The organism is Streptomyces sp. NPDC088350, from assembly GCF_044753545.1.
Classification (GTDB): Bacteria; Actinomycetota; Actinomycetes; order Streptomycetales; family Streptomycetaceae; genus Streptomyces.
Genome location: NZ_JBIVNL010000015.1, coordinates 181,110 through 202,033 on the forward strand (window position 1 = coordinate 181,110; position 20,924 = coordinate 202,033).

The following is a 20,924-nucleotide window of genomic DNA, read 5'->3' on the forward strand; positions in this document are numbered from 1 at the left end:
GCCCGGGCCTGCCCGTCCAAGACCGACTCCGGAAGACGTGATTCAGTTCCGGTATCACCCCAGCTCCTACGGACGTACAGTCGATGTATGACTGACCTGGACCTGCGTCTGGTGCGCTGTTTCACCGTCGTCGCCGAGGAACTGCACTTCGGCAGGGCGGCAGCCGCCCTGCATCTCGCGCAGCCGTCGCTGAGCCGTCATGTCCGGCGGCTTGAGGGCGAGTTGGGGGTGCGGCTCTTCGACCGGACCACTCAGGGCACCCGGCTGACCGAGGCGGGGGCGGCCTTTCTGCCCCGGGCCCGGGAGCTGTTGCGGTCGGCGGCGGAGGCGGCGGCCGTGGTGCGGGCGGTCGGGCAGCCGAGTCGGGTCGTCATCGGGTTCATGACCGGGCTCATCATCACTCCGGCGGTGCGTGCCCTGCGCGCCCGCCACCCGGAGGCCGACGTGCACAGCCGCTTCCTCGGCTGGGGCGAGCTGCCGTCCGCCCTGCTGGAGCACCGGGTGGACGTGGTGGTGGGCCGACTCCCGTTCGCCACCGGGGGGTTGAGCGTGAGCGTCCTCTGCGAGGAGCCCCGGATGCTGCTGATGCCGGTCGGCCACCGGCTGGCCGGCAAGGAGTACGTCACCCTCGACGACATCGCCGACGAGCCCGTCCCCCGCTTCCCCGACGAGGAGTTCAACGCGTTCTGGCGCGTCGACCCCCGCCCGGACGGCCGGCCCGCGCCCGACGGCCCGTTCGTCAGGGAACTGGAGGACAAACTCGAAGTCATCGCGGCGGGCGAGGCGGTGGCGATCGTCCCGGCGGGTGCTGTCAGAAAGGGCCTGCGGCTCGACCTGACGACGGTCCCGATCGAGGGCGTGGCCCCGGTCCCCGTCGTCCTGGCCACCCGCGCAGGCGAGGAGGACCGCCGACTCCTCGCGGCCTTCCGCGCCTGCGCCGGGGAGCACCTGCACCCCGCCAACTGGGCGGCTACAGCCGCTGGATGATCGTCCCCGTCGCCAGCGCCCCGCCCGCGCACATCGTGATCAGCGCGAACTCCTTGTCGGCGCGCTCCAGTTCGTGCAGCGCGGTGGTGATCAGCCGTGCGCCCGTCGCCCCGACCGGATGGCCCAGCGCGATCGCACCGCCGTTCACGTTGATCTTCTCCAGGTCCTGTCCGAAGACCTGCGTCCAGCTCAACACCACCGACGCGAACGCCTCGTTGATCTCGACGATGTCGATGTCCTTGAGCGTCATGCCCGCCTTGCCGAGCACGGCTCGCGTCGCGTCGACCGGGCCGTCGAGGTGGTAGTGCGGGTCGGCGCCGACCAGCGCCTGGGCCACGATCCTCGCCCGGGGGCGGAGTTTGAGCGCCCGCGCCATCCGCTTCGACGCCCACATGATCGCCGACGCGCCGTCGCTGATCTGCGAGGAGTTGCCCGCCGTGTGGATGGCGGTCGGCATGACCGGCTTCAGCCGTGCCAGCGCCTCCATCGACGTGTCGCGCAGGCCCTCGTCACGGTCGACCAGCCGCCACATGCCGTGGCCCGCGCGTTGTTCGTCCTCCGTCGTCGGTACCTGGACGGCGAACGTCTCCTTCTTGAAGCGCTCCTCGGACCAGGCGATCGCCGCCCGCTCCTGCGAGATCAGGCCGAGCGAGTCGACGTTCTCCCGGGTCAACCCCCGGTTGCGGGCGATGCGTTCGGCCGCCTCGAACTGGTTGGGCAGGTCCACGTTCCACTCGTCCGGGAACGGCTTCCCCGGCCCGTGCTTCGATCCCGACCCCAGCGGCACCCGCGACATCGCCTCGACACCGCAGCTGATCCCCACGTCGATGACGCCCGCCGCGATCATGTTGGCGGTCATGTGCGAGGCCTGCTGCGAGGAGCCGCACTGACAGTCGACGGTCGTCGCCGCCGTCTCGTACGGCAGGCCCATGGCCAGCCAGGCCGTGCGCGCGGGGTTCATGGACTGTTCGCCGGCGTGGGTCACCGTGCCGCCGACGACCTGCTCGACGCAGTCGGCGTGGATGCCGGTGCGGCCGAGGAGTTCACGGTAGGTCTCGCCCAGCAGGTAGGCGGGATGCAGGTTGGCGAGCGCGCTGCCGCGCTTGCCGATGGGGGTGCGTACGGCTTCCACGATGACGGGTTCCGCGACCATGGGACACGTCCTCTCCTCGTCCACCGCGCGGCGCGGGCGTCCCGGCCACCCGCCACGCAGAACTAGTACGCGTTCTAGTTCTGTGTGCAGTCTGCTGACAGGCCGTCCACAACCGCAAGGGGTGTGCAGGGAATTCGACTTGCCGTGCCTCTTGCGACTTGTAGAACCCGTTATTACCTTCACGGGCATTCCACGTTCCTGATGGACCGTCAGAAGTCATCGGTACTCAGCCGGAGTCACTCATGCCCTGTCCAGCTCTCCCCGACGGGTTCGACTTCACCGACCCGGACCTGCTCCACCACCGCGTCCCGCTACCGGAGTTCGCCGAACTGCGCGCGGCCGAACCGGTGCGCTGGATACCGCAGCCCGCCAACATCGCGGGGTTCCAGGACGAGGGCTACTGGGCCGTCACCCGGCACGCCGACGTCCGGTACGTCTCCACCCACCCGGAGATCTACTCCTCGACCCTCAACACGGCGATCATCCGCTTCAACGAGCACATGAACCGCGACTCGATCGACGCCCAGCGGCTGATCCTGCTCAACATGGACCCGCCCGAGCACACCCGCGTCCGCCAGATCGTCCAACGCGGCTTCACCCCACGGGCGATCCGCGCCCTTGAGGAACGCCTGCGCGACCGCGCCCAGTCGATCGTGGCGAACGCCCGCACCCACTCCGGCCCCTTCGACTTCGTCACCGAGGTCGCCTGCGAACTGCCCCTCCAGGCCATCGCCGAACTCATCGGAATCCCGCAGGACGACCGCGTCAAGATCTTCGAGTGGTCCAACAAGATGATCGCGTACGACGATCCCGAGTACGCCATCACGGAGCAGGTCGGCGCCGAGTCCGCCGCCGAACTCATCGCCTACGCCATGGCGATGGCCGCCGAGCGCAAGCGGTGCCCGGCCCACGACATCGTCAGCACCCTGGTCGCCGCCGAGGACGAGGGCAACCTGAACTCCGACGAGTTCGGCTTCTTCGTGCTGATGCTCTCGGTGGCCGGCAACGAGACGACCCGCAACGCCATCACCCACGGCATGCACGCCTTCCTGACCCACCCCGACCAGTGGGAGCTGTACAAGCGGGAGCGCCCGTCGACCGCCGCCGAGGAGATCGTCCGCTGGGCCACCCCGGTCAACGCCTTCCAGCGCACGGCGACCCAGGACACCGAACTCGGCGGCAAGTCGATCCGGAAGGGCGACCGGGTCGGCATCTTCTACGCCTCCGCCAACCACGACCCCGAAGTCTTCGAGAACCCGGACGTCTTCGACGTGACGCGCGATCCGAATCCGCATCTGGGCTTCGGCGGCGGGGGACCGCACTACTGCCTCGGCAAGTCCCTGGCCGTGCTCGAAATCGACCTGATCTTCAACGCGATCGCGGACACGATGCCGAACCTGACCCTGACGGGTGACCCCCGGCGGCTGCGCTCCGCATGGATCAACGGGGTCAAGGAGCTTCAGGTGACGGCGGGTTGAGAACTCGGGCCGGCGGCATCCCGGCGCCGCCGGCCCGTCTCCTGCTCAATTCCCCAGGAGGGGCGCTTACTTCCGTACCGCTACTTCCGTACCGCGAACTTCATGAGCTCCCGCTCGTCCCCCTGCTTGATCTTCCCGGTCTCGTTGATGACCTGGAGCTTCCAACTGGCGCCGTCCCGGATCGCCTTGGCGACCGCGCAGCCGTTGTGGTCGCTGAGCAGGTTGGGCCAGATCTCGGCGACCTGCTGGGTGCTGCCGCCCGTCGCGTCGTACACCTTGAAGGCGATGTTCCGTGCCTTCTGGAAGGAACTGCCCTTCTTGTAGGCGGCGGCGACGAAGACGATCGACGTGATGTTGCCGGGTATCCGCGCGAGGTCGACGGTCACCGTCTCGTCGTCGCCCTCGCCCTTGCCGGTCTGGTTGTCGCCGCTGTGCACCAGCGAGCCGTTGCCCAGCGGGTCCACGGAGTCGAGCCCCGCGAGCCGTACCGGGTCCTGGCCCTGCATCGCGATGGCGATGAGATCGAGGTCCGTACCGGCCTTCTGGCGCAGCTTCCCGATGATGCCGCCGCTGCTGCCGACGGTGGGGTCCCAGGACGCCCCGATCTCCAGATGGGTCACTCCGTCCAGATCCGCCGGACCGTCTTCCTTCGTGAGCGTGATCATGTGTGATCGATCCTCTTGATCGTGGGACTCAGACGCACGAATTCTGCCTTCTTGACCAGCCTTTGGGCTACTCCTGTCCGGATGCCGTCACGGCGAACACCCCGGCGGCCAGGGCCGCGAGCAGGAGCGGGTAGCGCAGCCCGTGATGCAGAGTGAGCCAGGCGCCGAGGAACGCGCCCGCGACCATCGCGACGACCGCCAGGACGCGGCGCAGCGCACCGGGACCCGAGGTGTCGCCCGCGACCGAGTCGGCGACCAGGCCGGTCAGGGTCATCGTCAGGACCGTGGTGGTCGAGAAGTGGGAGACCTTCAACTTGCGGACCGTCGCGTTGCGCAGGCCCATCGCGAAGGCGGTGAGGGCGATCAAGGGGTATGTGGTCGCGCTGTCGCCCGGTGCCGCGAAGGCGATCACGGCGGCCACGCCCACCAGCACCGCCTCCGCGCCGAGACTCACCCGGGCCCAGGTGCGGCGCGAACCGGCGTCCATCCGTACCGCGATCCGGCCCCCGGCCACCGCGCCCACGAGAAAGGCGCCGAGGGAGGTGAGGGTGTGCGGTACGGAGAAGCCGGGCGCCCCGGCGGCGGCGAAGCCGAGGACGACCACGTTGCCGGTCATGTTCGCGGTGAAGACATGCCCGAGGCCCAGATAGCTGACGGCGTCGATGAGCCCGCTGACCACGGTCAGCCCCAGCAGCACGACCACCAGCCGCACCCCGCGCGCCTCACGGTCGTAGGACGGGGACGGTGTGTCGTGGCCCGGGTTCTGGTCCGCGTTCTGGTCCGTGTTCTGGTCCATGAACGCAATGTAGCGGCGGCCCCCGGAGTGTCGGGGACCGCCGCCGCGTGTGCGTGTGTGGGGGCCGGTGATCAGTACCAGCCGTTGGACTGCCAGAAGCTCCAGGCCGCGGCGGGGCTGCCGTAGCGGGAGTTCATGTAGTCCAGACCCCACTTGATCTGCGTGGCGGGGTTGGTCTTCCAGTCGGAGCCGGCCGAGGCCATCTTCGAGCCCGGGAGGGCCTGGACCAGGCCGTAGGCGCCGGAGGAGGAGTTCGTGGCGGTGACGTTCCAGCCGCTCTCGTGCTCGACGATCTTGCTGAACGCGGTGTACTGCGCGGCGCTCGGGATCATCTTGTGCGCGATCGCCTGGGCGGAGGAGGCGGAGGTCGTCGCGGCCTGGGCGGGAGCCGAGGTCAGCACGAGACCGGTGGTGGCGGCGGCCAGAGCGGCGGCGGTCAGGGCCTTCTTCGGGGAGGCGATGCGAGCGACGATGCGGGAGACGGACACGGAGAACCTGTTTCTTAGGGGACAGAGACGTCGTACGCCTGCCGGTGTCACGCGGTGCGCGGCGGTGGCAATGCGTCGGCGCCGAGGCCCGTGAGGGCTCGTCGGCGCCGTGCGACTGCTCCAGAGAAGCACTCTCGCTCCGCGTCCGCAAAGACCCCTTTTACTAGTTGTGGTCGCATGTGGGTGAATAGTGAACTATGTGACGTAGCTCTCAAACCCCAGGTCAGTGGGATGAAAGACGCGTACATGTCATCGAAATGTTCTACTACTCCCCATCGTTGGTGACCTGGGTCATGTGGGGTGCTTCACCACCTGTGTGACGGTTGGCGCACGCCCCCTCACTCAGCGGTCCCGTCGAACGTGACCGGCGTCTCGAACGCGGCCCGCCGACTGTGGCCAGGGTGCGGGCCGGAAAGGCGTTTGACGACCGTCTCGTACGGCGGTTGGTCGCCGGGCGGTTCCCCCGGTGGGCGGGGCCGGCGGAGGATCTGGCCGCGTTCGTGTCGGCGATGCGGAGCGTCACCCTGCCGGCCGCGCCGACGGCATACCGGGGCGGTCCGGTCGCCTCGCTCGACGCGGAGACCCGGGCCGCGATCAGCAAACTGCGCGCGATCCCGGAGGAGGGCATCGACTGCGATGCCGTGACCGCCGTAGGGGAGGAGGCACTGCGGGCCCCGGACGGGGACGGGCCGCCGGTGTGGCTGCACGCCGATCTGATGCCGGGGAACCTGCTGGTCGCCGGCGGCAGGCTGGTCTCGGTGATCGACTTCGGGTGTACGGGGGTGGGTGACCCGGCGTGCGATCTGTTCCCGGCGTGGAATCCGCTGCCGGCCGATGCGCGGGAGGTCTTCCGCGAGGCGCCGGCCGTGGATGAGGCGACCTGGATCCGCGGCCGGGGGCGGACACTCTCGCAGGCGCTGATCGCCCTGCCGTACTACCGGAGCACGAACCCGGCGATGGCGCGGAACGCCCGGCATGTGATCCGGACGGTACTGGACGAAGGCTGAGCCGTTTCCCGGGGGAGGGAGGAGGGGGAAGGGGCCGTCGAAGCCCGATGTCGCCCTCTCCTTCTCCGGGGTGTGCGGCGTCGCGGTGTCCAAGTCCCCTGAGATCTCCGGGGACTTCAACGACGGGAGCCGCTGCCGGCATCCGCCGGTTTCTGTGTCCGGGGCTGTGTCTGGGGCTGTGTCGCGGACGCGAGGATCGCCAGCTTCTCCGCCGCGTCCGTGCCCGGGTCCGGGTGGTAGATGACGAGGGTCTGGCCCGGTGTGCCGTCGATGCTCAGTCGTTCGCGGTTCAGTTGGAGGCCGCCGACCTGGGGGTGGGCGATGTGCTTCGGGGCCGCTTCGCACGCCTGGACGTCGTGGCGGGCCCAGAGGCGGCTGAACAGGGGGCTGGCCAGGGAGAGTTCACCGACCAGCTCGATGAAACGGGGGTCGTCCGTGTCCGTGCCGACGGACTCGCGGAAGCCGGCGACCATGCCCCCGGCGGCGCTCTCCCAGTACGGGTAGAGCGCCTGCTCGGCCGGGTCGAGGAACAGGGAACGGAGGCGGTTCGCGCCCGCCGCGAAACGCGGGGACAGCGCGGTCGCCAGGGTGTTGGCGACGAGGACGTCGAAGTAGCGGCCCTCGACCAGCGCGGGGAACGGGAGTGAGGCGACGAGCTGGGTGATGCCCCCGGGGACGGCCTCCTTCCGGGGACGGGGGAGAGTACGGGAGCGGTGGCGGCGGGGGCTGTCGGCGCCCAGGCGCAGCAGGTGGGCCGTCGCGTCGTCGTCGAGCAGCAGGACGCGGGCGATGGATTCCAGGACCTGCACGGAGGGGTTGCGGTCGCGGCCCTGTTCCAGGCGCAGGTAGTAGTCGGCGCTGATGCCGGCGAGCATCGCGACCTCTTCCCGGCGCAGACCCGGTACCCGCCGTACTCCGAAGACGGGGATACCGGCCCGTTCGGGGGTGACGAGTTCGCGGCGGGCGCGCACGTACTCGCCCAGCGGGTTCGGTTCGTCGGCCATCTCCGCACTGTAGATCGCGCGCCGCACGCGTGCCTGGTCCTGTCACCCCCAGGGTCGCGGGGGCCCTGGCTGGGGCGGGGGCCGGACGGCAGCGTCACCGGTGGCCGGCCGATGTCGTGCTGATCGGCGACGCCGGCCATCACAGCGACCACGACGAGGAGTTACCGCCATGTCCACATATCTACTGGTTCACGGTGCCTGGCACAGCGGGCAGTGCTGGGAGCGGGTCGTCCCGCTGCTGACCGCGGCCGGGCACCGGGTGCTCGCGCCGTCGCTGACCGGCCACGGCGACAAGGCGCACCTGCTCGGCCCCGAGGTGGGGCTCGACACCCAAGTCGACGACGTCGTCGGGCTGATCACCGAGGAGGACCTCACCGAGGTGGTCCTTGTGGGGCACAGCTACGGCGGGCTGGTCGTCTCGTCCGCCGCCAACCGGGTCCCGGACCGCATCGCCCAGCTCCTCTACCTCGACGCCATGGTCCCGGAGGACGGGGAGAGCGCGGCCGACGTCCTGCCCGTGACCCAGGTCCTCATCGACCTCGCCGTGCGGTCGGGCAGCGGCTGGCGGGTTCCGCCGCTGCCCGAACTCCCGCCGCCCGGCGGCCTGTTCGGGGTCACCGACCCGGCGGACATCGCCTGGCTGCGCGCCACGCTCTCGGACCAGTCGGTGCTCTGCCTCCAGCAGCCGGTCCGGCTCGACAACCCCGCCGCGAACGCGATCCCCCGGACGCACATCCACTGCGTGGGCAGCGAGCCCGAGGGCTTCGAACGGCGTCCGGTCCCCGCGACCCAGCCCAACGGCACCCCGGCACAGGTGTGGGAACTGGAGGCAGGCCACGACTGCATGATCACCGTGCCGGGTGAGCTGGCCGAACTCCTGCTCAAGCTGGGCTGAACCTGGCAAGCCTAGACCCGCACCCGCGCCGTCACCCCCGTCGGCTGGCACAGGACGAGTGCCAGGTCGTCGGTGGGCGGGCCGCCGGTGTGGGCGAGCAGCCGTTCGTACAGGGCATGCAGCGCCGCGTCCGGCATCGGTTCGCTGAGGGCCGTCGCGGACTCGGTGAGGAGCGCGAACGGGGTGCCGTCGGGGGCGCGGGCCTCGGTCAGGCCGTCCGTGTAGAGCAGGAGGCGGTCGCCGGGCTGGAGCCGGACCCGGTACTGGCGCGGGTCCGGGTGCAGGCCCAACGGCGGTGAGGGCACCCGGGGTTCGAGGAGTTCCAGCCGCTGACCGGAGCGCAGGGGCGCCGGATGACCGCAGTTGACGAGTCGCACCTCACCGGGCCCGAACTCCGCGAGCACCGCCGTCACGAAGTCCTCGGCGCCCAGGCCGGGGGAGAGGCGGGCGTCCAGTGCCCTCGCCAGGGTCACCAAGTCCGGTGCGGTATAGGCGAGTTCACGGAACACGGTGATCGTGTCGGCCGCCGTCCGCAGCGCGTCGAGCCCGTGCCCGCGCGCGTCCCCGACCAGGACCCGCAGTCCGTACGGCGTCACCGCGAGGTCGTACAGATCGCCGCCGACCGACGACTCACGGCTCGCGCAGTGGTAGCGGGTGCTGACATGCGTGCCGGAGAGGGTGCGGGAGACGGGCCGCAGGATCGTCTCCTGGGTGATCCGGGCCACCTCCCGTGTCTCCGCGAGCCGTTCCCGCAGCCGGGCGCGCTGCCACGCCGCGTACACGCTGCACGCGCAGCCCAGCAGCAGCCCGCCCCAGCAGGCGGCGAACCCGGCACTCAGCCGGGTCCCCGCGCCGAGGCCCGCCGCCAGCGCGAGCAGCACCGTCCAGCAGCAGACCAGGACCGTACGGCGGGTGCCCAGGAAGGTCGCGGCCATCAGCGGGCCGATCGCCAGCAGCGGCAGGATCGGCTGCACCCGGCCGATCAGCAGCCCCGGCGTGGCCGCCAGCAGACAACCGACCGGTGCGACGAGCAAGCGGTGTCCCCCATCCATCGCGTTCACGCGACGACGATGGCGGAATTCCGCTCTCCGCACCCGCCGCAATGGGGAGTTGACCAGCTCTCGATCGCGACACGTCGAACCCGGCCCGCGAGTGATCGAAAAGGACTGCGATGTCGGTGACATCGCGACTTTTCCGGGCAGCCGTGGACCTGCTTCCGGGACCCGCGCGTGGAGCCGGTGATCTACGGACACACTGGGCCCCGTGCCGGACACGACTCACCCGAACCCCGGGAACCTCGGGAATCTGCCGCCCGAGACACGCAGTTTCGTCGGGCGGCGCGCCGAACTCGCCCGGCTCCGCGCCGCGCTGGACCCGGGTGTCGGCCGGGCCCGGCTGGTGAGCGTCGTCGGCGTCGGCGGGGTCGGCAAGACCCGGCTCGCCCTGCGCGCGGCGGCGCGGGTCCGGGACGCCTACCCCGACGGTGTCTGGCTGACGGAGCTCTCGCCCCTGCACACCGAAGGGCTCGTCGACCTCGCCGTCATGGAGACCCTCCGGCTCGCCGACCAGTCGACCCGTCCGGTGATCGACGTCATCACCGAATGGGCGGACGGCAGACGGCTGTTGCTCATTCTCGACTCCTGCGAGCACCTCCTCGCCGACTGCGCGAAGCTGGCCGCCGCCCTGCTGGCCCGCCTGCCCGACCTGCGCATCCTCCTCACCAGCCGGGAACGGCTCGCCCTGCCCGGCGAGGACGTCCTCCACCTCGAACCACTGCCCGTGGACAGCCGTACCGGCGACCTCGCCGAAGTCGGTGACGCCGTCGCCCTGTTCACCGAGCGCGCCGCAGCCGCCGGACGCCCCGTGGCCGAGGCCGACCGCGCCACGGCCGCCGCCGTCTGCCGCCGTCTCGACGGCATCCCCCTCGCCCTGGAACTCGCCGCCGCCCGCCTCGCCGACCTCACCCTCGACGAACTCCACACCCGGCTCGACGCCCGCCTGCCCTCGCCCCTCGACCTGCTCGTCTCCGACACCGGCGAAGGCCCGCCACGCCACCGGACCCTGCGCACCGCCATCGGCTGGAGCCACGAACTCTGTGCCCCCCTCGAACGCCTGCTGTGGGCCCGCCTCTCCGTCTTCACCGGCGGCTTCTGCGCGGAGACCGCCCAACAGGTGTGCGCGGGCGGTCCGTTGGCCCCGGAACGGATCGCCGGGCTCCTCGACCGGCTCGTCGCCCAGTCCCTCGTCCTGCCCGACCCCGTCATCTCGGCCCGCTACCGGATGCTCGACACGGTCCGCGAGTACGGCACCGACTGGCTGTACGCCCTCGGTGAGGACCGCGCCGTACGGCGACGCCACCGCGAGCACTACGCGCGCCTCGCGCACCAGGGCTGCGCCGAGTGGAACACCGGGCGGCAGGTCGCCTGGTGCGAGCGTGTCCTGACCGAACACGCCAACTTCCGAGCGGCGGTCGAGAGCGCGCTGGCCGAGCCGGACCGCGGGGCGGCCGTGGAGATGGCGGGCCATGTCGGGTTCCTGTGGCGGCACTGCGGCTACCTCCGCGAGGCCCAGCACTGCCTCGACCAGGCCCTCGCCGCCGACCCGCCGCCCGGCCACGGCCGTACCCTCGCCCTGTGGTCGCGCGGCGCGGTCGCCATCCTCCAGGGCGACCAGGAGGCCGCCGCCAACTGGGCGCTGCGCTGCGCCGACGCGGCCCGCGAACAGGGCTCACCGGTCGCGCAGGTCGCCGCCGTCTACCTCCGGGGCGGCCAGCTCGCGCTCACCGGCCGGCTGGCCGAGGCGATCGACGTCCTCGCCGCCGCACCCCGACTCACCGTCCAGGACGACGCGTTCGGCGCCGCCCAGCTCCAGGTCCGGCTCGCGCTCTCCCTCGCGCACGTCCTGCGCGGCGAGTACGAGCGCGCCCGCGCGGTCGCCGACGAGGTGCGCACGGCCAGCCGGAGACAGGGCGAGTGCTGGGCCGGCGCCTACGCCGACTACCTCATCGCCGAGGCCGACCTGGGGCGCGGCGACATACCGGCCGCGATACTCGGCGCCCGCACCTCGATCGCCGGTCACGCCCTGCTGCACAACACGGCCGGCGCGGCCATGTCCCTCGACCTCCTGGCCACCGCCGTCGTCGCCGGCGGCGACGCCCACCGCGCCGCCCGCCTCCTCGGCATCGGCACCCGCCTCTGGGAACTCACCGGCCGCGCCCAGCTGGACTCCCCCGACCTCATCGCCACCCGCCGCACCTGCGAACTCCGCGTCCGCGAACACCTCGGCGACACCGTGTACGAGACGGGATACCGGGCGGGCCTGGCGATGTCGTACGACGAGGGCATCGCGTATGCGACGGGGCGCGCTGACGGTCGGTGACGCGGAGTGGGACCACCGAACGGCAGGAACAGGGTGCGGCCGGCGATCAGCCAACTCCCGTCCACCTCGCGGAAGGTGTCCTCGTAGTGACCGACCTGGACCGGGGGACCGGGGGGCACCTGGCCGCCGTGATAGCCGTCGATCCGGTACGTCGTGAAGTACGCCGTCGAGATCGCCGCGTCGGGTGAGGTGAGGGTGACGAGGACGTTCGACATCAGGCGGCGCGAGAGCCGGTCGGCGGGACGCGACCCGAAGTACTTCCGCAGCGCCTCCCGCCCCTCGATCAGCCTCTCGCCGTCGGGCCACTCCCAGGTGCCGTCCTCGGTGAACAGCTCGGCGACGGAGGATGGTTCACCGAGATCGAGGCGGCGGACGAAGTCCAGGACGGCGCGCTCACAGGCGCGTTCGGCGAGAAGGCGTTGCAAAGGGTCCAGGTCCATGGGGTCGTTGGTACCAGCCGCGCCCCTTCCTCCACGACCGAATTACACCGCCACGTACGTCACCGGCTCGCTCCCCGTCACCGACTCCGCCTGGCCCAGTTTCACCAGTCGCCGCAGATGGGCCTCGGCCTCGGAGACCGCGATGTTCCTTGACTGGTAGGGGATTTGGGACCAGGGGCGGTTCCACTCCATCCGCTCGGCGACCTGCCAGGCGGTGAGCGGCTCCGAGAGGAGGCTGAGGAGGCCGGTGAGGCGGTCCTCGTGGTGGGCGAGCAACTCCCCTACGCGGCCGGTCGCGTCGGTGAAGGTGTGCTGGTGGGCCGGGAGCACCTCGGCCGGGGCGAGGCGGCCGATGCGCTCCAGGGAGTCGAGGTAGTCGCCAAGGGGGTCGGCGATCGTGGTGTCGTCCGGGTCCTCGTACAGGCCGATGTGCGGGGTGATCTCGGGGAGCAGGTGGTCGCCGGAGAACAGGCGTCCGTGGCCCGGGAGTTGGGCCGGGTGCTGTTCCTCCAGGTGCAGGCAGACGTGTCCGGGGGTGTGGCCCGGCGTCCAGATCGCGCGCAGCCGGCGCCCGGCCAGGTCGAGGAGTTCGCCGGGGACGATCTCGCGGTCGGGCAGCGCGGGCGCGAGACCCGGCACGCTGCGCGGGCGGGCCGCACGCAAGGGTGCGAGGTGTTCCTCCGGGGCCCCGGCCGCCGCGAGCTTCGCGGTCATGTACGTCAGCCAGCGGCCCGGTTCCGTGGAGCGGGCCCGCCGTACGATCGCCGTGTCCGCCGCGTGCATCGCGAGCCACGCCCCGGACGCCTCGCGCACCCGCCCCGACAGGCCGTGGTGGTCGGGGTGGTGGTGGGTGATGACCACACCGTGCACCTCGCCGACCGGCGTACCGCAGGCGTCCAGCCCCTCGACGAGGGTGTCCCACGAAGTCGGGTCGTCCCAGCCCGTGTCGACCAGGACCGGACCGCGGTCGGTGTCGACGACGTACACGAGGGTCGTGCCAAGTGGGTTGTCGGGGATGGGCACTTCGATCGAGCGCACGCCGCCGCCGTGGTCGTGGACCTGAGCCATGGACTCCCCAATCGCCGCCTTCCGGCCACTATACGTGGACTCCATCGACCGGAACTGGTATTCAGTCTTCGTATCTGATGGATCGTCAGACAGCGGTACCGGGGAGGCAATCGGCCATGACCGAGCTCGTGGAACACCGACAGCTGTTCATCGGCGGGGAGTTGACCGACCCCCTGGGCAAGGACGTCATCGAGGTGATCTCCCCGCACACCGAGGAGGTCATCGGACGCGTCCCGCACGCGTCGCGGGAGGACGTGGACCGCGCGGTCGCCGTGGCCCGCCAGGCCTTCGACGAGGGACCCTGGCCGCGCATGACACTCGACGAACGGCTCGCGGTCGTCACCCGCATCAAGGACGCGATCGCCGTACGGTACGAGGAGATAGGGCGTGTCATCTCCTCCGAGAACGGGTCGCCGTACTCCTGGAGCATCCTCGGGCAGGCCCTCGGCGCGATGATGGTGTGGGACGCGGCGATCACCGTCGCCAAGGGCTTCACGTACGAGGAGCAGCGGGACGGGGTCCTCGGCAGGATCCTCGTCCGCCGGGAGCCGGTCGGGGTGGTCGCGGCCGTCGTCCCGTGGAACGTCCCGCAGTTCGTGGCCGCCGCCAAGCTCGCGCCCGCGCTGCTCACCGGCTGCACGGTGATCCTGAAGCCGTCGCCCGAAACCCCCCTGGACGCCTACCTGTTGGGCGAGATCGCGAAGGAGGCAGGGCTGCCGGACGGCGTCCTGTCGATCCTCCCCGCCGACCGCGAGGTCAGCGAGTACCTCGTCGGACACCCCGGCATCGACAAGGTCTCCTTCACCGGCTCGGTCGCGGCCGGCAAGCGCGTGATGGAGGTCGCCGCCCGTCATCTCACCCGCGTGACACTGGAGTTGGGCGGCAAGTCGGCGGCGATCGTCCTGCCCGACGCGGACATCACGACCTCCGTGCCCGGCATCGTCTCGGCGGCCTGGATGAACAACGGCCAGGCGTGCGTCGCCCAGACCCGCATCCTCGTACCGCGCTCGCGCTACGACGAGTTCGCGGACGCGTTCGCCGCGGCGGCGAGCGCGCTGGTGGTCGGCGACCCGCTCGACCCGGCCACCCAGGTGGGCCCGTTGGTCGCCAAGCGCCAGCAGCAGCGCAACCTCGACTACATCCGCATCGGCCAGGAGGAGGGCGCCAAGATCCTTACGGGCGGCGGCCGTCCACCCGGCCTGGACCACGGCTGGTACGTCGAACCGACCCTCTTCGGAGACGTCGACAACTCCATGCGCATCGCCCGCGAGGAGATCTTCGGCCCGGTCATCTGCCTCCTCCCGTACGGCGACGAGACGGACGCCGTGAAGATCGCGAACGACTCCGACTACGGCCTCAGCGGCAGCGTGTGGACCGCCGACGTGGCCCACGGCATCGACATCGCCCGCCAGGTCCGCACCGGCACCTACAACGTCAACACCTTCAGCCTCGACATGCTCGGCCCCTTCGGCGGCTACAAGAACAGCGGTCTGGGGCGGGAGTTCGGGCCCGAGGGGTACTCCGAGTTCCTCGAACACAAGATGATCCACCTGCCGGCCGGCTGGGAGGGGTGACCCGGCGATGGGCGACCGCTGGCAGGTAGAGGTCGACCGCTCCGTCTGCATCGGCTCGGCCCAGTGCGTCCACCAGGCCCCCGACCGCTTCCGCCTCGACTCGGCCATGCAGTCCCACCCGGCCGAACCGGAGACGGACGCCAACGAGAAGATCCTCGCGGCGGCGGAAGGGTGCCCGGTGGAGGCCATCATGATCACACTGCTGGGGAGCGGGGAGCCGGTGTTTCCGCCGGAGGAGTAGGGGGCTTACGCTCCAGCGGTCGTAGCAGGCAGATGATCGACCGGGGTGGGAGCGCGTGAAGAAGTCCGAGGCCAGAAGGCTGCTCCAGCAGGCGCGAACGGCATGGGAGGCCGAGGAGTGGCTGCGCTCCGCCGACCTCTACGAGCAGCTGCTCGCGCACTTCCCGGACGAGAAGGCGAGCGAGGCCTGGTGGTACGACGCCGCGCTCGCCCACAAGTTCCTGCGGAACTGGGCGAAGGCCTACGAGTTGGGGCGCGAGGCAGCCGCTCGCGCCCCGCGCGGCAAGGGCGACCCGGCGTACTGGAACCTCGGCATCGCGGCCACCATCCAGGGCGACTGGGCGACGGCACGGGACGCCTGGGCCGGGTTCGGCATCGAACTCCCGGACGGGGAGGGGCCGATCGAGACACGGTTCGGCCCGGCGTGCGTGCGGCTGGACACCGGCGGACAGCGGGAGGTCGTGTGGATCGAGCGGCTGTGCCCCACCCGGGGAAAGGTGGTCAACGTGCCCGTCACAGGCGGTCGTCGCTACGGCGAGATCGTCGTGCACGACGGCGAGCCCACCGGGCAGCGGATCTACGACGGGGTCGAAGTCCCCGTCTTCGACGAGCTGTTGCTCTTCGTGGCGTCCGAACTGCCCACGCTGGAAGTGACGGTGAGTGCCGCCGAAGCCGACGACCTGGAGGCGCTGCTCGCCCTCTTCACCGAGCACGGCTTCGGCGCCGAGCCCGCGAGCAGCGTGCGCGTGCTGTGCGCCTGCTGCAGCGAGGGCACGCACGAGCAGAAGCGCGTCGTGAACGCCGGCGCCCAGCAGGTCTCGCTGGCCGCCCCCGAGGAGGATGCCCGGCGGCTGCTGGAACGGTGGGCGGGGGAGACCGTGATCGGCCGGAGCTGGAGCGGCCTGGAGCCGGTCGGCTAAGCCTTGTTGCCCGGGGCCTCGGCGCCCGGTTCCGTCAGGTCGATCAGCCGGCACACCGTCTCGATGTCGATCTTCACCTGGGCGATGGACGCGCGGCCCGAGAGCCAGGTGATCAGGGCCGAGTGCCAGGTGTGCTCGATCACGCGGACGGCGGAGAGCTGCGCGGGCGTCGGGTTCTCCAGGCCCATCGCGTCCAGGATGATCACCGTGGTCTGCCGGGAGACCTGGTCGACCTCGGGGGAGACGCTGCGGTCCGCGAAGGTCAGGGCGCGGACCATCGCGTCGGCGAGATGCGGCTCGCGCTGGAGGGCGCGGAACGCCCGCATCAGGGTCTCGGCGACCCGCTCGGCCGCGCTCTCGCCGCCCGGCGGCTTCTTGCGGAGCGTGCCGTGCATGTGCTCCAGCTGGTCCTGCATCGTGGCCACCAGCAGATGCACCTTGGACGGGAAGTACCGGTACAGCGTGCCGAGCGCGACCTGCGAGGACTCCGCGACCTCCCGCATCTGCACCGCGTCGAAACCGCCCCGGCTCGCCAGCTGCGCGCTCGCGTGCAGGATGCGGCGCCGACGGGCCTCCTGCCGCTCGGTGAGGGGCGGCGAGGTCCGCACGGTGGCTTCGGGCTTGGCTTGCGCTGGCATGGCTCCCGTTCCGTGACTGTCGGTGAGGGCGGGTGATCGGACCGATCATGGCAGGGCGTCGGCCGTGGTGTGAATCACCTGATCCACTTCTCACAGCGCCCGTACCGGCCGGTAGATTCAGAACCTCCTGGACGATCAAGTCTGAAACTTGTTCTAGATTAGCGTCCCGGCGTAATCTCGCGGGACAGTGCAGGCAGAAGGGGGCTCAGAGTGACCGCTGAGGCCAGTCAGGCGGGTCCCCAGGAGGATCCCGCCGCCGACGGCGAGCGACCGCTCCGTATCGCACTCCTCACCTATAAAGGGAACCCGTTCTGCGGGGGACAGGGCGTCTACGTCCGTCACCTCTCCCGCGAGCTGGCCCGCCTCGGCCACCGCGTCGAGGTCATCGGCTCGCAGCCGTACCCGGTGCTCGACGAGGGCTGCCCCGGCATCTCCCTGACCGAGCTGCCCTCGCTCGACCTCTACCGCTCCCCGGACCCCTTCCGCACCCCGAAGCGCGACGAGTACCGGGACTGGATCGACGCGCTCGAAGTCGGCACGATGTGGACCGGCGGCTTCCCCGAGCCCCTCACGTTCTCGCTCCGCGCCCGCCGCCATCTCCGCGCCCGGCGCGGCGAGTTCGACGTCGTGCACGACAACCAGACGCTCGGGTACGGGTTGTTGGGGGACGTCGGCGCCCCGCTGGTGACGACGATCCATCACCCCATCACCGTGGACCGGCAGTTGGAGCTGGACGCGGCCGAGAACCGGCGGCAGCGGATGTCCAAGCGCCGCTGGTACGCCTTCACCCGGATGCAGAAGCGCGTCGCCCGCCGCCTCCCCTCCGTCCTCACCGTCTCCGGCACCTCCCGCCAGGAGATCATCGACCACCTCGGCGTCCGCGACGACCGCATCCACGTCGTCCACATCGGCGCCGACACCGACCTGTTCTCCCCGGACCCCGCGATACCGCAGGTACCGGGCCGGATAGTCACCACGTCCAGCGCGGACGTCCCCCTCAAGGGCCTCGTCTTCCTCGTCGAGGCCCTCGCCAAGGTCCGCACCGAACACCCCGAAGCCCACCTGATCGTCGTGGGCAAACGCCCGACCGAGGGCCCGGTCGCCCAGTCCGTCGAGCGCTACGGCCTCGAAGGCGCCGTCGAGTTCGTGAAGGGCATCTCGGACGCCGAACTCGTCGACCTGGTCCGCTCCGCGGAGGTCGCCTGCGTGCCCTCGCTGTACGAGGGCTTCTCGCTCCCGGCGGCGGAGGCGATGGCCACGGGCACGCCCCTCGTCGCGACGACGGGCGGGGCGATCCCGGAGGTCGCGGGGCGTGACGGCGAGACCTGCCTCGCGGTACCGCCCGGGGACCCGGGCGCGCTGGCGACCGCCCTGAGCCGCCTCCTGGCCGACCCGGCACTCCGGGCCCGCCTCGGTGCGGCGGGCCGGCAACGCGTACTGGCCCGCTTCACCTGGGCGAAGGCCGCCGAGGGCACGGTGGCCCGCTACCGCGAGGCGATCCCCGGCCGTACGACGTCCCCCTCGCCCTCTCCGACCAGTGTTACCGGTGTCTATCCCGAAAGCAGGGCCACGTGCTGACCGTCGACTTCTCCCGGTTCCCGCTCGCCCCTGGCGACCGTGTCCTGGACCTCGGGTGCGGTGCCGGGCGGCACGCGTTCGAGTGCTACCGGCGAGGGGCACAGGTCGTCGCCCTCGACCAGAACGCCGAGGAGATCCGCGAGGTCGCCAAGTGGTTCGCGGCGATGAAGGAGGCCGGCGAGGCCCCGGCCGGCGCCACCGCCACCGCGATGGAGGGCGACGCGCTCCAACTCCCCTTCCCCGACGAGTCGTTCGACGTCGTGATCATCTCCGAGGTCATGGAGCACATCCCGGACGACAAGGGCGTACTCGCCGAGATGGTCCGCGTGCTGAAGCCCGGCGGCCGGATCGCCATCACCGTCCCGCGCTACGGCCCCGAGAAGATCTGCTGGGCCCTGTCCGACGCCTACCACGAGGTCGAGGGCGGCCACATCCGCATCTACAAGGCGGACGAACTCCTCGCGAAGATCCGCGAGGCGGGCCTCCAGCCGTACGGCACCCATCACGCGCACGGGCTGCACTCGCCGTACTGGTGGCTGAAGTGCGCGTTCGGCGTGGACAACGACAAGGCGCTGCCGGTGCAGGCGTACCACAAGCTCCTGGTCTGGGACATCATGAAGAAACCCCTCGCCACCCGGGTCGCCGAACAGGCGCTGAACCCGCTGATCGGCAAGAGCTTCGTGGCCTACGCGACCAAGCCGCACCTGCCCGGCCTCGCCGAGGCGGCCACCAAGTGACCACCCCCCGGACAGAACACCTCGTCCTGCCCGGGGTCCTCACCGCCGAGCAGGCCGCCGCGACCGTCGCCGGCATCCTCGCCGTGCAGCGGGAGGACGGGGCGATCCCGTGGTTCCGGGGCCATCACCTCGACCCGTGGGACCACACCGAGGCTGCGATGGCGCTCGACGCGGCGGGCGAACACGAGGCCGCCGAGCGGGCGTACAGGTGGCTCGCCCGGCACCAGAACGAGGACGGGTCCTGGTACGCGGCCTACGCCGACGGCGACGCGCACGAGGTGACCGACCGGGGGCGCGAGACCAACTTCGTCGCCTACATAGCCGTAGGCGTGTGGCACCACTACCTCGCGACCGGCGACGACACGTTCCTGGACCGCTTGTGGCCCACGGTCTTCGCGGCCGTCGAGTTCGTGCTGCGGCTTCAGCAGCCGGGCGGGCAGATCGGCTGGAAGCGGGAGGACGACGGCACGGACACGCCGGACGCGCTCCTCACCGGCTCCTCCTCGGTCCACCAGGCGCTGCGCTGCGCGCTCGCGATCGCCGAACAGCGTGAAGAGCCGCAGCCGGACTGGGAGTTGGCGGTCGGCGCGCTGCGGCACGCGATCCGCCGCCATCCGGAACGGTTCCTGGACAAGGACCGCTACTCGATGGACTGGTACTACCCGGTCCTGGGCGGCGCGTTGACCGGTACGGAGGCCAAGTCCCGGGTGGAGGAGGGCTGGAGCCGCTTCGTCGTACCCGGACTCGGGGTGCGCTGCGTCGTCCCCAACCCGTGGGTGACGGGGGGTGAGTCCGCCGAACTCGCCCTTGCGCTGTGGGTGTTGGGGGAGTCCGACCGCGCCCTGGAGATTCTCCAGTCCATCCAGCATCTGCGTGATGCGGAGACCGGGCTGTACTGGACGGGGTATGTCTTCGACGACGATGCGGTGTGGCCGCGGGAGTTGACCACGTGGACGGCGGGGTCGTTGCTGCTCGCGGTGGCGGCGCTCGGGGGGCATGACGCGACCTGTGCGGTGTTCGGTGCGGAGCGTTTGCCTCTGGGGCTGGATCCGGATTGTTGTTAGGCGCGGCCCGGTGGGGGCTGGTCGCGCAGTTCGCCGCGCCCCTAAAAACACGGGCCCGCTGCCTTCTTTTAGGGGCGCGGGGAACTGCGCGACCAGCCGCAACGGACCCGCAGACGGCGTCATAGGGGAACCCGAACGGCGTCCCCCAAGTGGCGCAACCTCCCCGGCCGGGTAACGCTGCCGGGGTAAGGACACCCACTCGGGGAGAAAACCCCGGAGGACCCCGTGCCCGTACCGATACGGCGCCTCTTCGTGGCGCTCACCCTGTGCTGCGCCCTGCTCGCCGGTGCCACCGCCTGCGGCAGCGCGACCGACGACGCCACGCAGAACACCGCGGCCGTCGTGGCCGCCGCCACCCCGAGCCCCAGCACCTCCGCCGAACGGCAGAAGTTCGCCAAGACCCGCTTCGTCGCGAACGCGGGCCTCGCCGCCGGTGCCACCTACCAGTGGATCGTGAAGCCCTGGAAGGCGGGCAAGTTCAAGAAGGGCGCGAGCGGACGCAGGTTCGCGCTGGTCAAGGCGGGCCTCGCGGGCGTCTTCGCGTACAACCGGCTCAAGGCGGCCACCAAGAACGCCAAGGGCGACCCGACACTCGCCAAGGCGGTCGCCCCGCTCAGCGCCGGCATCGACTCCCTCAAGGACCTGCCGTCCAAGCTCCGCAAGGGCGACTCGACCGACGCCACGGCGAGTTCCTTCGACGACATCATCAACAAGGTGAAGGACGCCGGGAAGAGCGCGGGTGCCGAGGTGACCGACAAGGTGCCGTCGGCCGGGCAGCTCGCCGGAGGGTAAGAGCCCTTCGGTGTCCAGGAGT

The 20,924-nt window shown here is 70.9% G+C and carries 19 protein-coding genes and 2 pseudogenes; 12 read left to right on the plus strand and 9 right to left on the minus strand.

Annotated features, from left to right (window positions below; genetic code table 11):
• The first annotated feature begins 87 nt into the window (after positions 1-87).
• Complete coding sequence (locus tag ACIQBL_RS41025; RefSeq protein ID WP_401952046.1) at positions 88-987, plus strand: LysR family transcriptional regulator; 900 nt, start codon at positions 88-90, stop codon at positions 985-987.
• Here the strand turns inward: ACIQBL_RS41025 and ACIQBL_RS41030 are convergent.
• Positions 971-2,140: a steroid 3-ketoacyl-CoA thiolase gene (locus ACIQBL_RS41030; RefSeq protein ID WP_401952049.1), complete on the minus strand. Its 1,170-nt coding sequence runs from the start codon at positions 2,138-2,140 to the stop codon at positions 971-973. The genes ACIQBL_RS41025 and ACIQBL_RS41030 overlap by 17 nt on opposite strands.
• Positions 2,141-2,382: 242 nt before the next feature.
• Here ACIQBL_RS41030 and ACIQBL_RS41035 point away from each other — a divergent pair, with 242 nt between their 5' ends.
• The gene (locus tag ACIQBL_RS41035; protein WP_401952052.1) at positions 2,383-3,618 is read left to right on the plus strand and encodes a cytochrome P450; all 1,236 of its coding nucleotides are present in this window, start codon (positions 2,383-2,385) and stop codon (positions 3,616-3,618) included.
• Positions 3,619-3,698: 80 nt separating this feature from the next.
• Here ACIQBL_RS41035 and ACIQBL_RS41040 read toward each other — a convergent pair whose 3' ends face one another.
• From ACIQBL_RS41040 to ACIQBL_RS41050, 3 genes are all read right to left on the minus strand, one after another.
• Positions 3,699-4,283, minus strand: coding sequence for a TerD family protein (locus tag ACIQBL_RS41040; RefSeq protein WP_401952055.1), 585 nt, complete (start codon positions 4,281-4,283; stop codon positions 3,699-3,701).
• 67 nt (positions 4,284-4,350) lie between these two features.
• Positions 4,351-5,079, minus strand: a complete 729-nt coding sequence (locus tag ACIQBL_RS41045; protein WP_401952058.1) for a YoaK family protein — start codon at positions 5,077-5,079, stop codon at positions 4,351-4,353.
• A 71-nt stretch (positions 5,080-5,150) separates the two neighbouring features.
• Positions 5,151-5,567, minus strand: a complete 417-nt coding sequence (locus ACIQBL_RS41050) for a transglycosylase SLT domain-containing protein (RefSeq protein ID WP_401952060.1) — start codon at positions 5,565-5,567, stop codon at positions 5,151-5,153.
• A gap of 479 nt (positions 5,568-6,046) precedes the next feature.
• On the opposite strand from ACIQBL_RS41050, the pseudogene ACIQBL_RS41055 reads away from it, so the two are divergent.
• Positions 6,047-6,574, plus strand: a pseudogene (locus ACIQBL_RS41055) (phosphotransferase); the annotation flags it as partial.
• 116 nt (positions 6,575-6,690) lie between these two features.
• Here ACIQBL_RS41055 and ACIQBL_RS41060 read toward each other — a convergent pair.
• On the minus strand, positions 6,691-7,578 hold the full coding sequence (locus tag ACIQBL_RS41060) for a helix-turn-helix domain-containing protein (protein ID WP_401952063.1): 888 nt from the start codon (positions 7,576-7,578) through the stop codon (positions 6,691-6,693).
• Positions 7,579-7,747: 169 nt separating this feature from the next.
• Between ACIQBL_RS41060 and ACIQBL_RS41065 the strand changes: the two genes are divergently transcribed.
• Entirely contained in the window at positions 7,748-8,473 is a 726-nt protein-coding gene (locus tag ACIQBL_RS41065; RefSeq protein WP_401952065.1) for an alpha/beta fold hydrolase, read from the plus strand.
• Positions 8,474-8,484: 11 nt separating this feature from the next.
• Here the strand turns inward: ACIQBL_RS41065 and ACIQBL_RS41070 are convergent, their stop codons facing one another.
• Positions 8,485-9,525: a PP2C family protein-serine/threonine phosphatase gene (locus tag ACIQBL_RS41070; protein WP_401952199.1), complete on the minus strand. Its 1,041-nt coding sequence runs from the start codon at positions 9,523-9,525 to the stop codon at positions 8,485-8,487.
• A 211-nt stretch (positions 9,526-9,736) separates the two neighbouring features.
• Here ACIQBL_RS41070 and ACIQBL_RS41075 point away from each other — a divergent pair, with 211 nt between their 5' ends.
• A complete protein-coding gene (locus tag ACIQBL_RS41075) occupies positions 9,737-11,851 on the plus strand; it encodes an ATP-binding protein (RefSeq protein ID WP_401952068.1) in 2,115 nt (704 codons plus the stop codon).
• On the opposite strand, the pseudogene ACIQBL_RS41080 reads toward ACIQBL_RS41075, so the two are convergent.
• Together ACIQBL_RS41080 and ACIQBL_RS41085 are read right to left on the minus strand one after the other, a co-directional pair.
• Positions 11,848-12,291, minus strand: a pseudogene (locus ACIQBL_RS41080) (nuclear transport factor 2 family protein); the annotation flags it as partial. The gene ACIQBL_RS41075 and the pseudogene ACIQBL_RS41080 overlap by 4 nt on opposite strands.
• 42 nt (positions 12,292-12,333) lie before the next feature.
• Positions 12,334-13,359, minus strand: coding sequence for an MBL fold metallo-hydrolase (locus ACIQBL_RS41085; protein ID WP_401952071.1), 1,026 nt, complete (start codon positions 13,357-13,359; stop codon positions 12,334-12,336).
• A 116-nt stretch (positions 13,360-13,475) separates the two neighbouring features.
• On the opposite strand from ACIQBL_RS41085, the gene ACIQBL_RS41090 reads away from it, so the two are divergent.
• Genes ACIQBL_RS41090 through ACIQBL_RS41100 form a run of 3 tightly spaced genes read left to right on the plus strand, consistent with a single transcriptional unit; the run spans position 13,476 to position 16,093 of the window.
• Complete coding sequence (locus ACIQBL_RS41090; protein WP_401952074.1) at positions 13,476-14,933, plus strand: aldehyde dehydrogenase; 1,458 nt, start codon at positions 13,476-13,478, stop codon at positions 14,931-14,933.
• Between the two features lie 7 nt (positions 14,934-14,940).
• Positions 14,941-15,174 carry a ferredoxin gene (locus ACIQBL_RS41095; RefSeq protein WP_401952076.1) on the plus strand — a complete coding sequence of 78 codons (234 nt, stop codon included), beginning with the start codon at positions 14,941-14,943 and terminating at the stop codon, positions 15,172-15,174.
• Positions 15,175-15,229: 55 nt separating this feature from the next.
• Entirely contained in the window at positions 15,230-16,093 is an 864-nt protein-coding gene (locus ACIQBL_RS41100; protein WP_401952079.1) for a tetratricopeptide repeat protein, read from the plus strand.
• On the opposite strand, the gene ACIQBL_RS41105 is transcribed toward ACIQBL_RS41100, so the two are convergent.
• Complete coding sequence (locus tag ACIQBL_RS41105) at positions 16,090-16,731, minus strand: TetR family transcriptional regulator (RefSeq protein ID WP_401952081.1); 642 nt, start codon at positions 16,729-16,731, stop codon at positions 16,090-16,092. The two genes, ACIQBL_RS41100 and ACIQBL_RS41105, sit on opposite strands and share 4 nt — an antisense overlap.
• A gap of 210 nt (positions 16,732-16,941) precedes the next feature.
• On the opposite strand from ACIQBL_RS41105, the gene ACIQBL_RS41110 reads away from it, so the two are divergent.
• From ACIQBL_RS41110 to ACIQBL_RS41125, 4 genes are all read left to right on the plus strand, one after another.
• Positions 16,942-18,309, plus strand: coding sequence for a glycosyltransferase family 4 protein (locus tag ACIQBL_RS41110; protein WP_401952084.1), 1,368 nt, complete (start codon positions 16,942-16,944; stop codon positions 18,307-18,309).
• A complete protein-coding gene (locus ACIQBL_RS41115) occupies positions 18,303-19,046 on the plus strand; it encodes a class I SAM-dependent methyltransferase (protein ID WP_401952087.1) in 744 nt (247 codons plus the stop codon). Before ACIQBL_RS41110 ends, ACIQBL_RS41115 begins: the two co-directional genes overlap by 7 nt.
• Entirely contained in the window at positions 19,043-20,110 is a 1,068-nt protein-coding gene (locus ACIQBL_RS41120; RefSeq protein ID WP_401952090.1) for a prenyltransferase, read from the plus strand. Before ACIQBL_RS41115 ends, ACIQBL_RS41120 begins: the two co-directional genes overlap by 4 nt.
• A gap of 225 nt (positions 20,111-20,335) precedes the next feature.
• A complete protein-coding gene (locus ACIQBL_RS41125; protein WP_401952092.1) occupies positions 20,336-20,902 on the plus strand; it encodes a hypothetical protein in 567 nt (188 codons plus the stop codon).
• Positions 20,903-20,924: the final 22 nt, after the last annotated feature.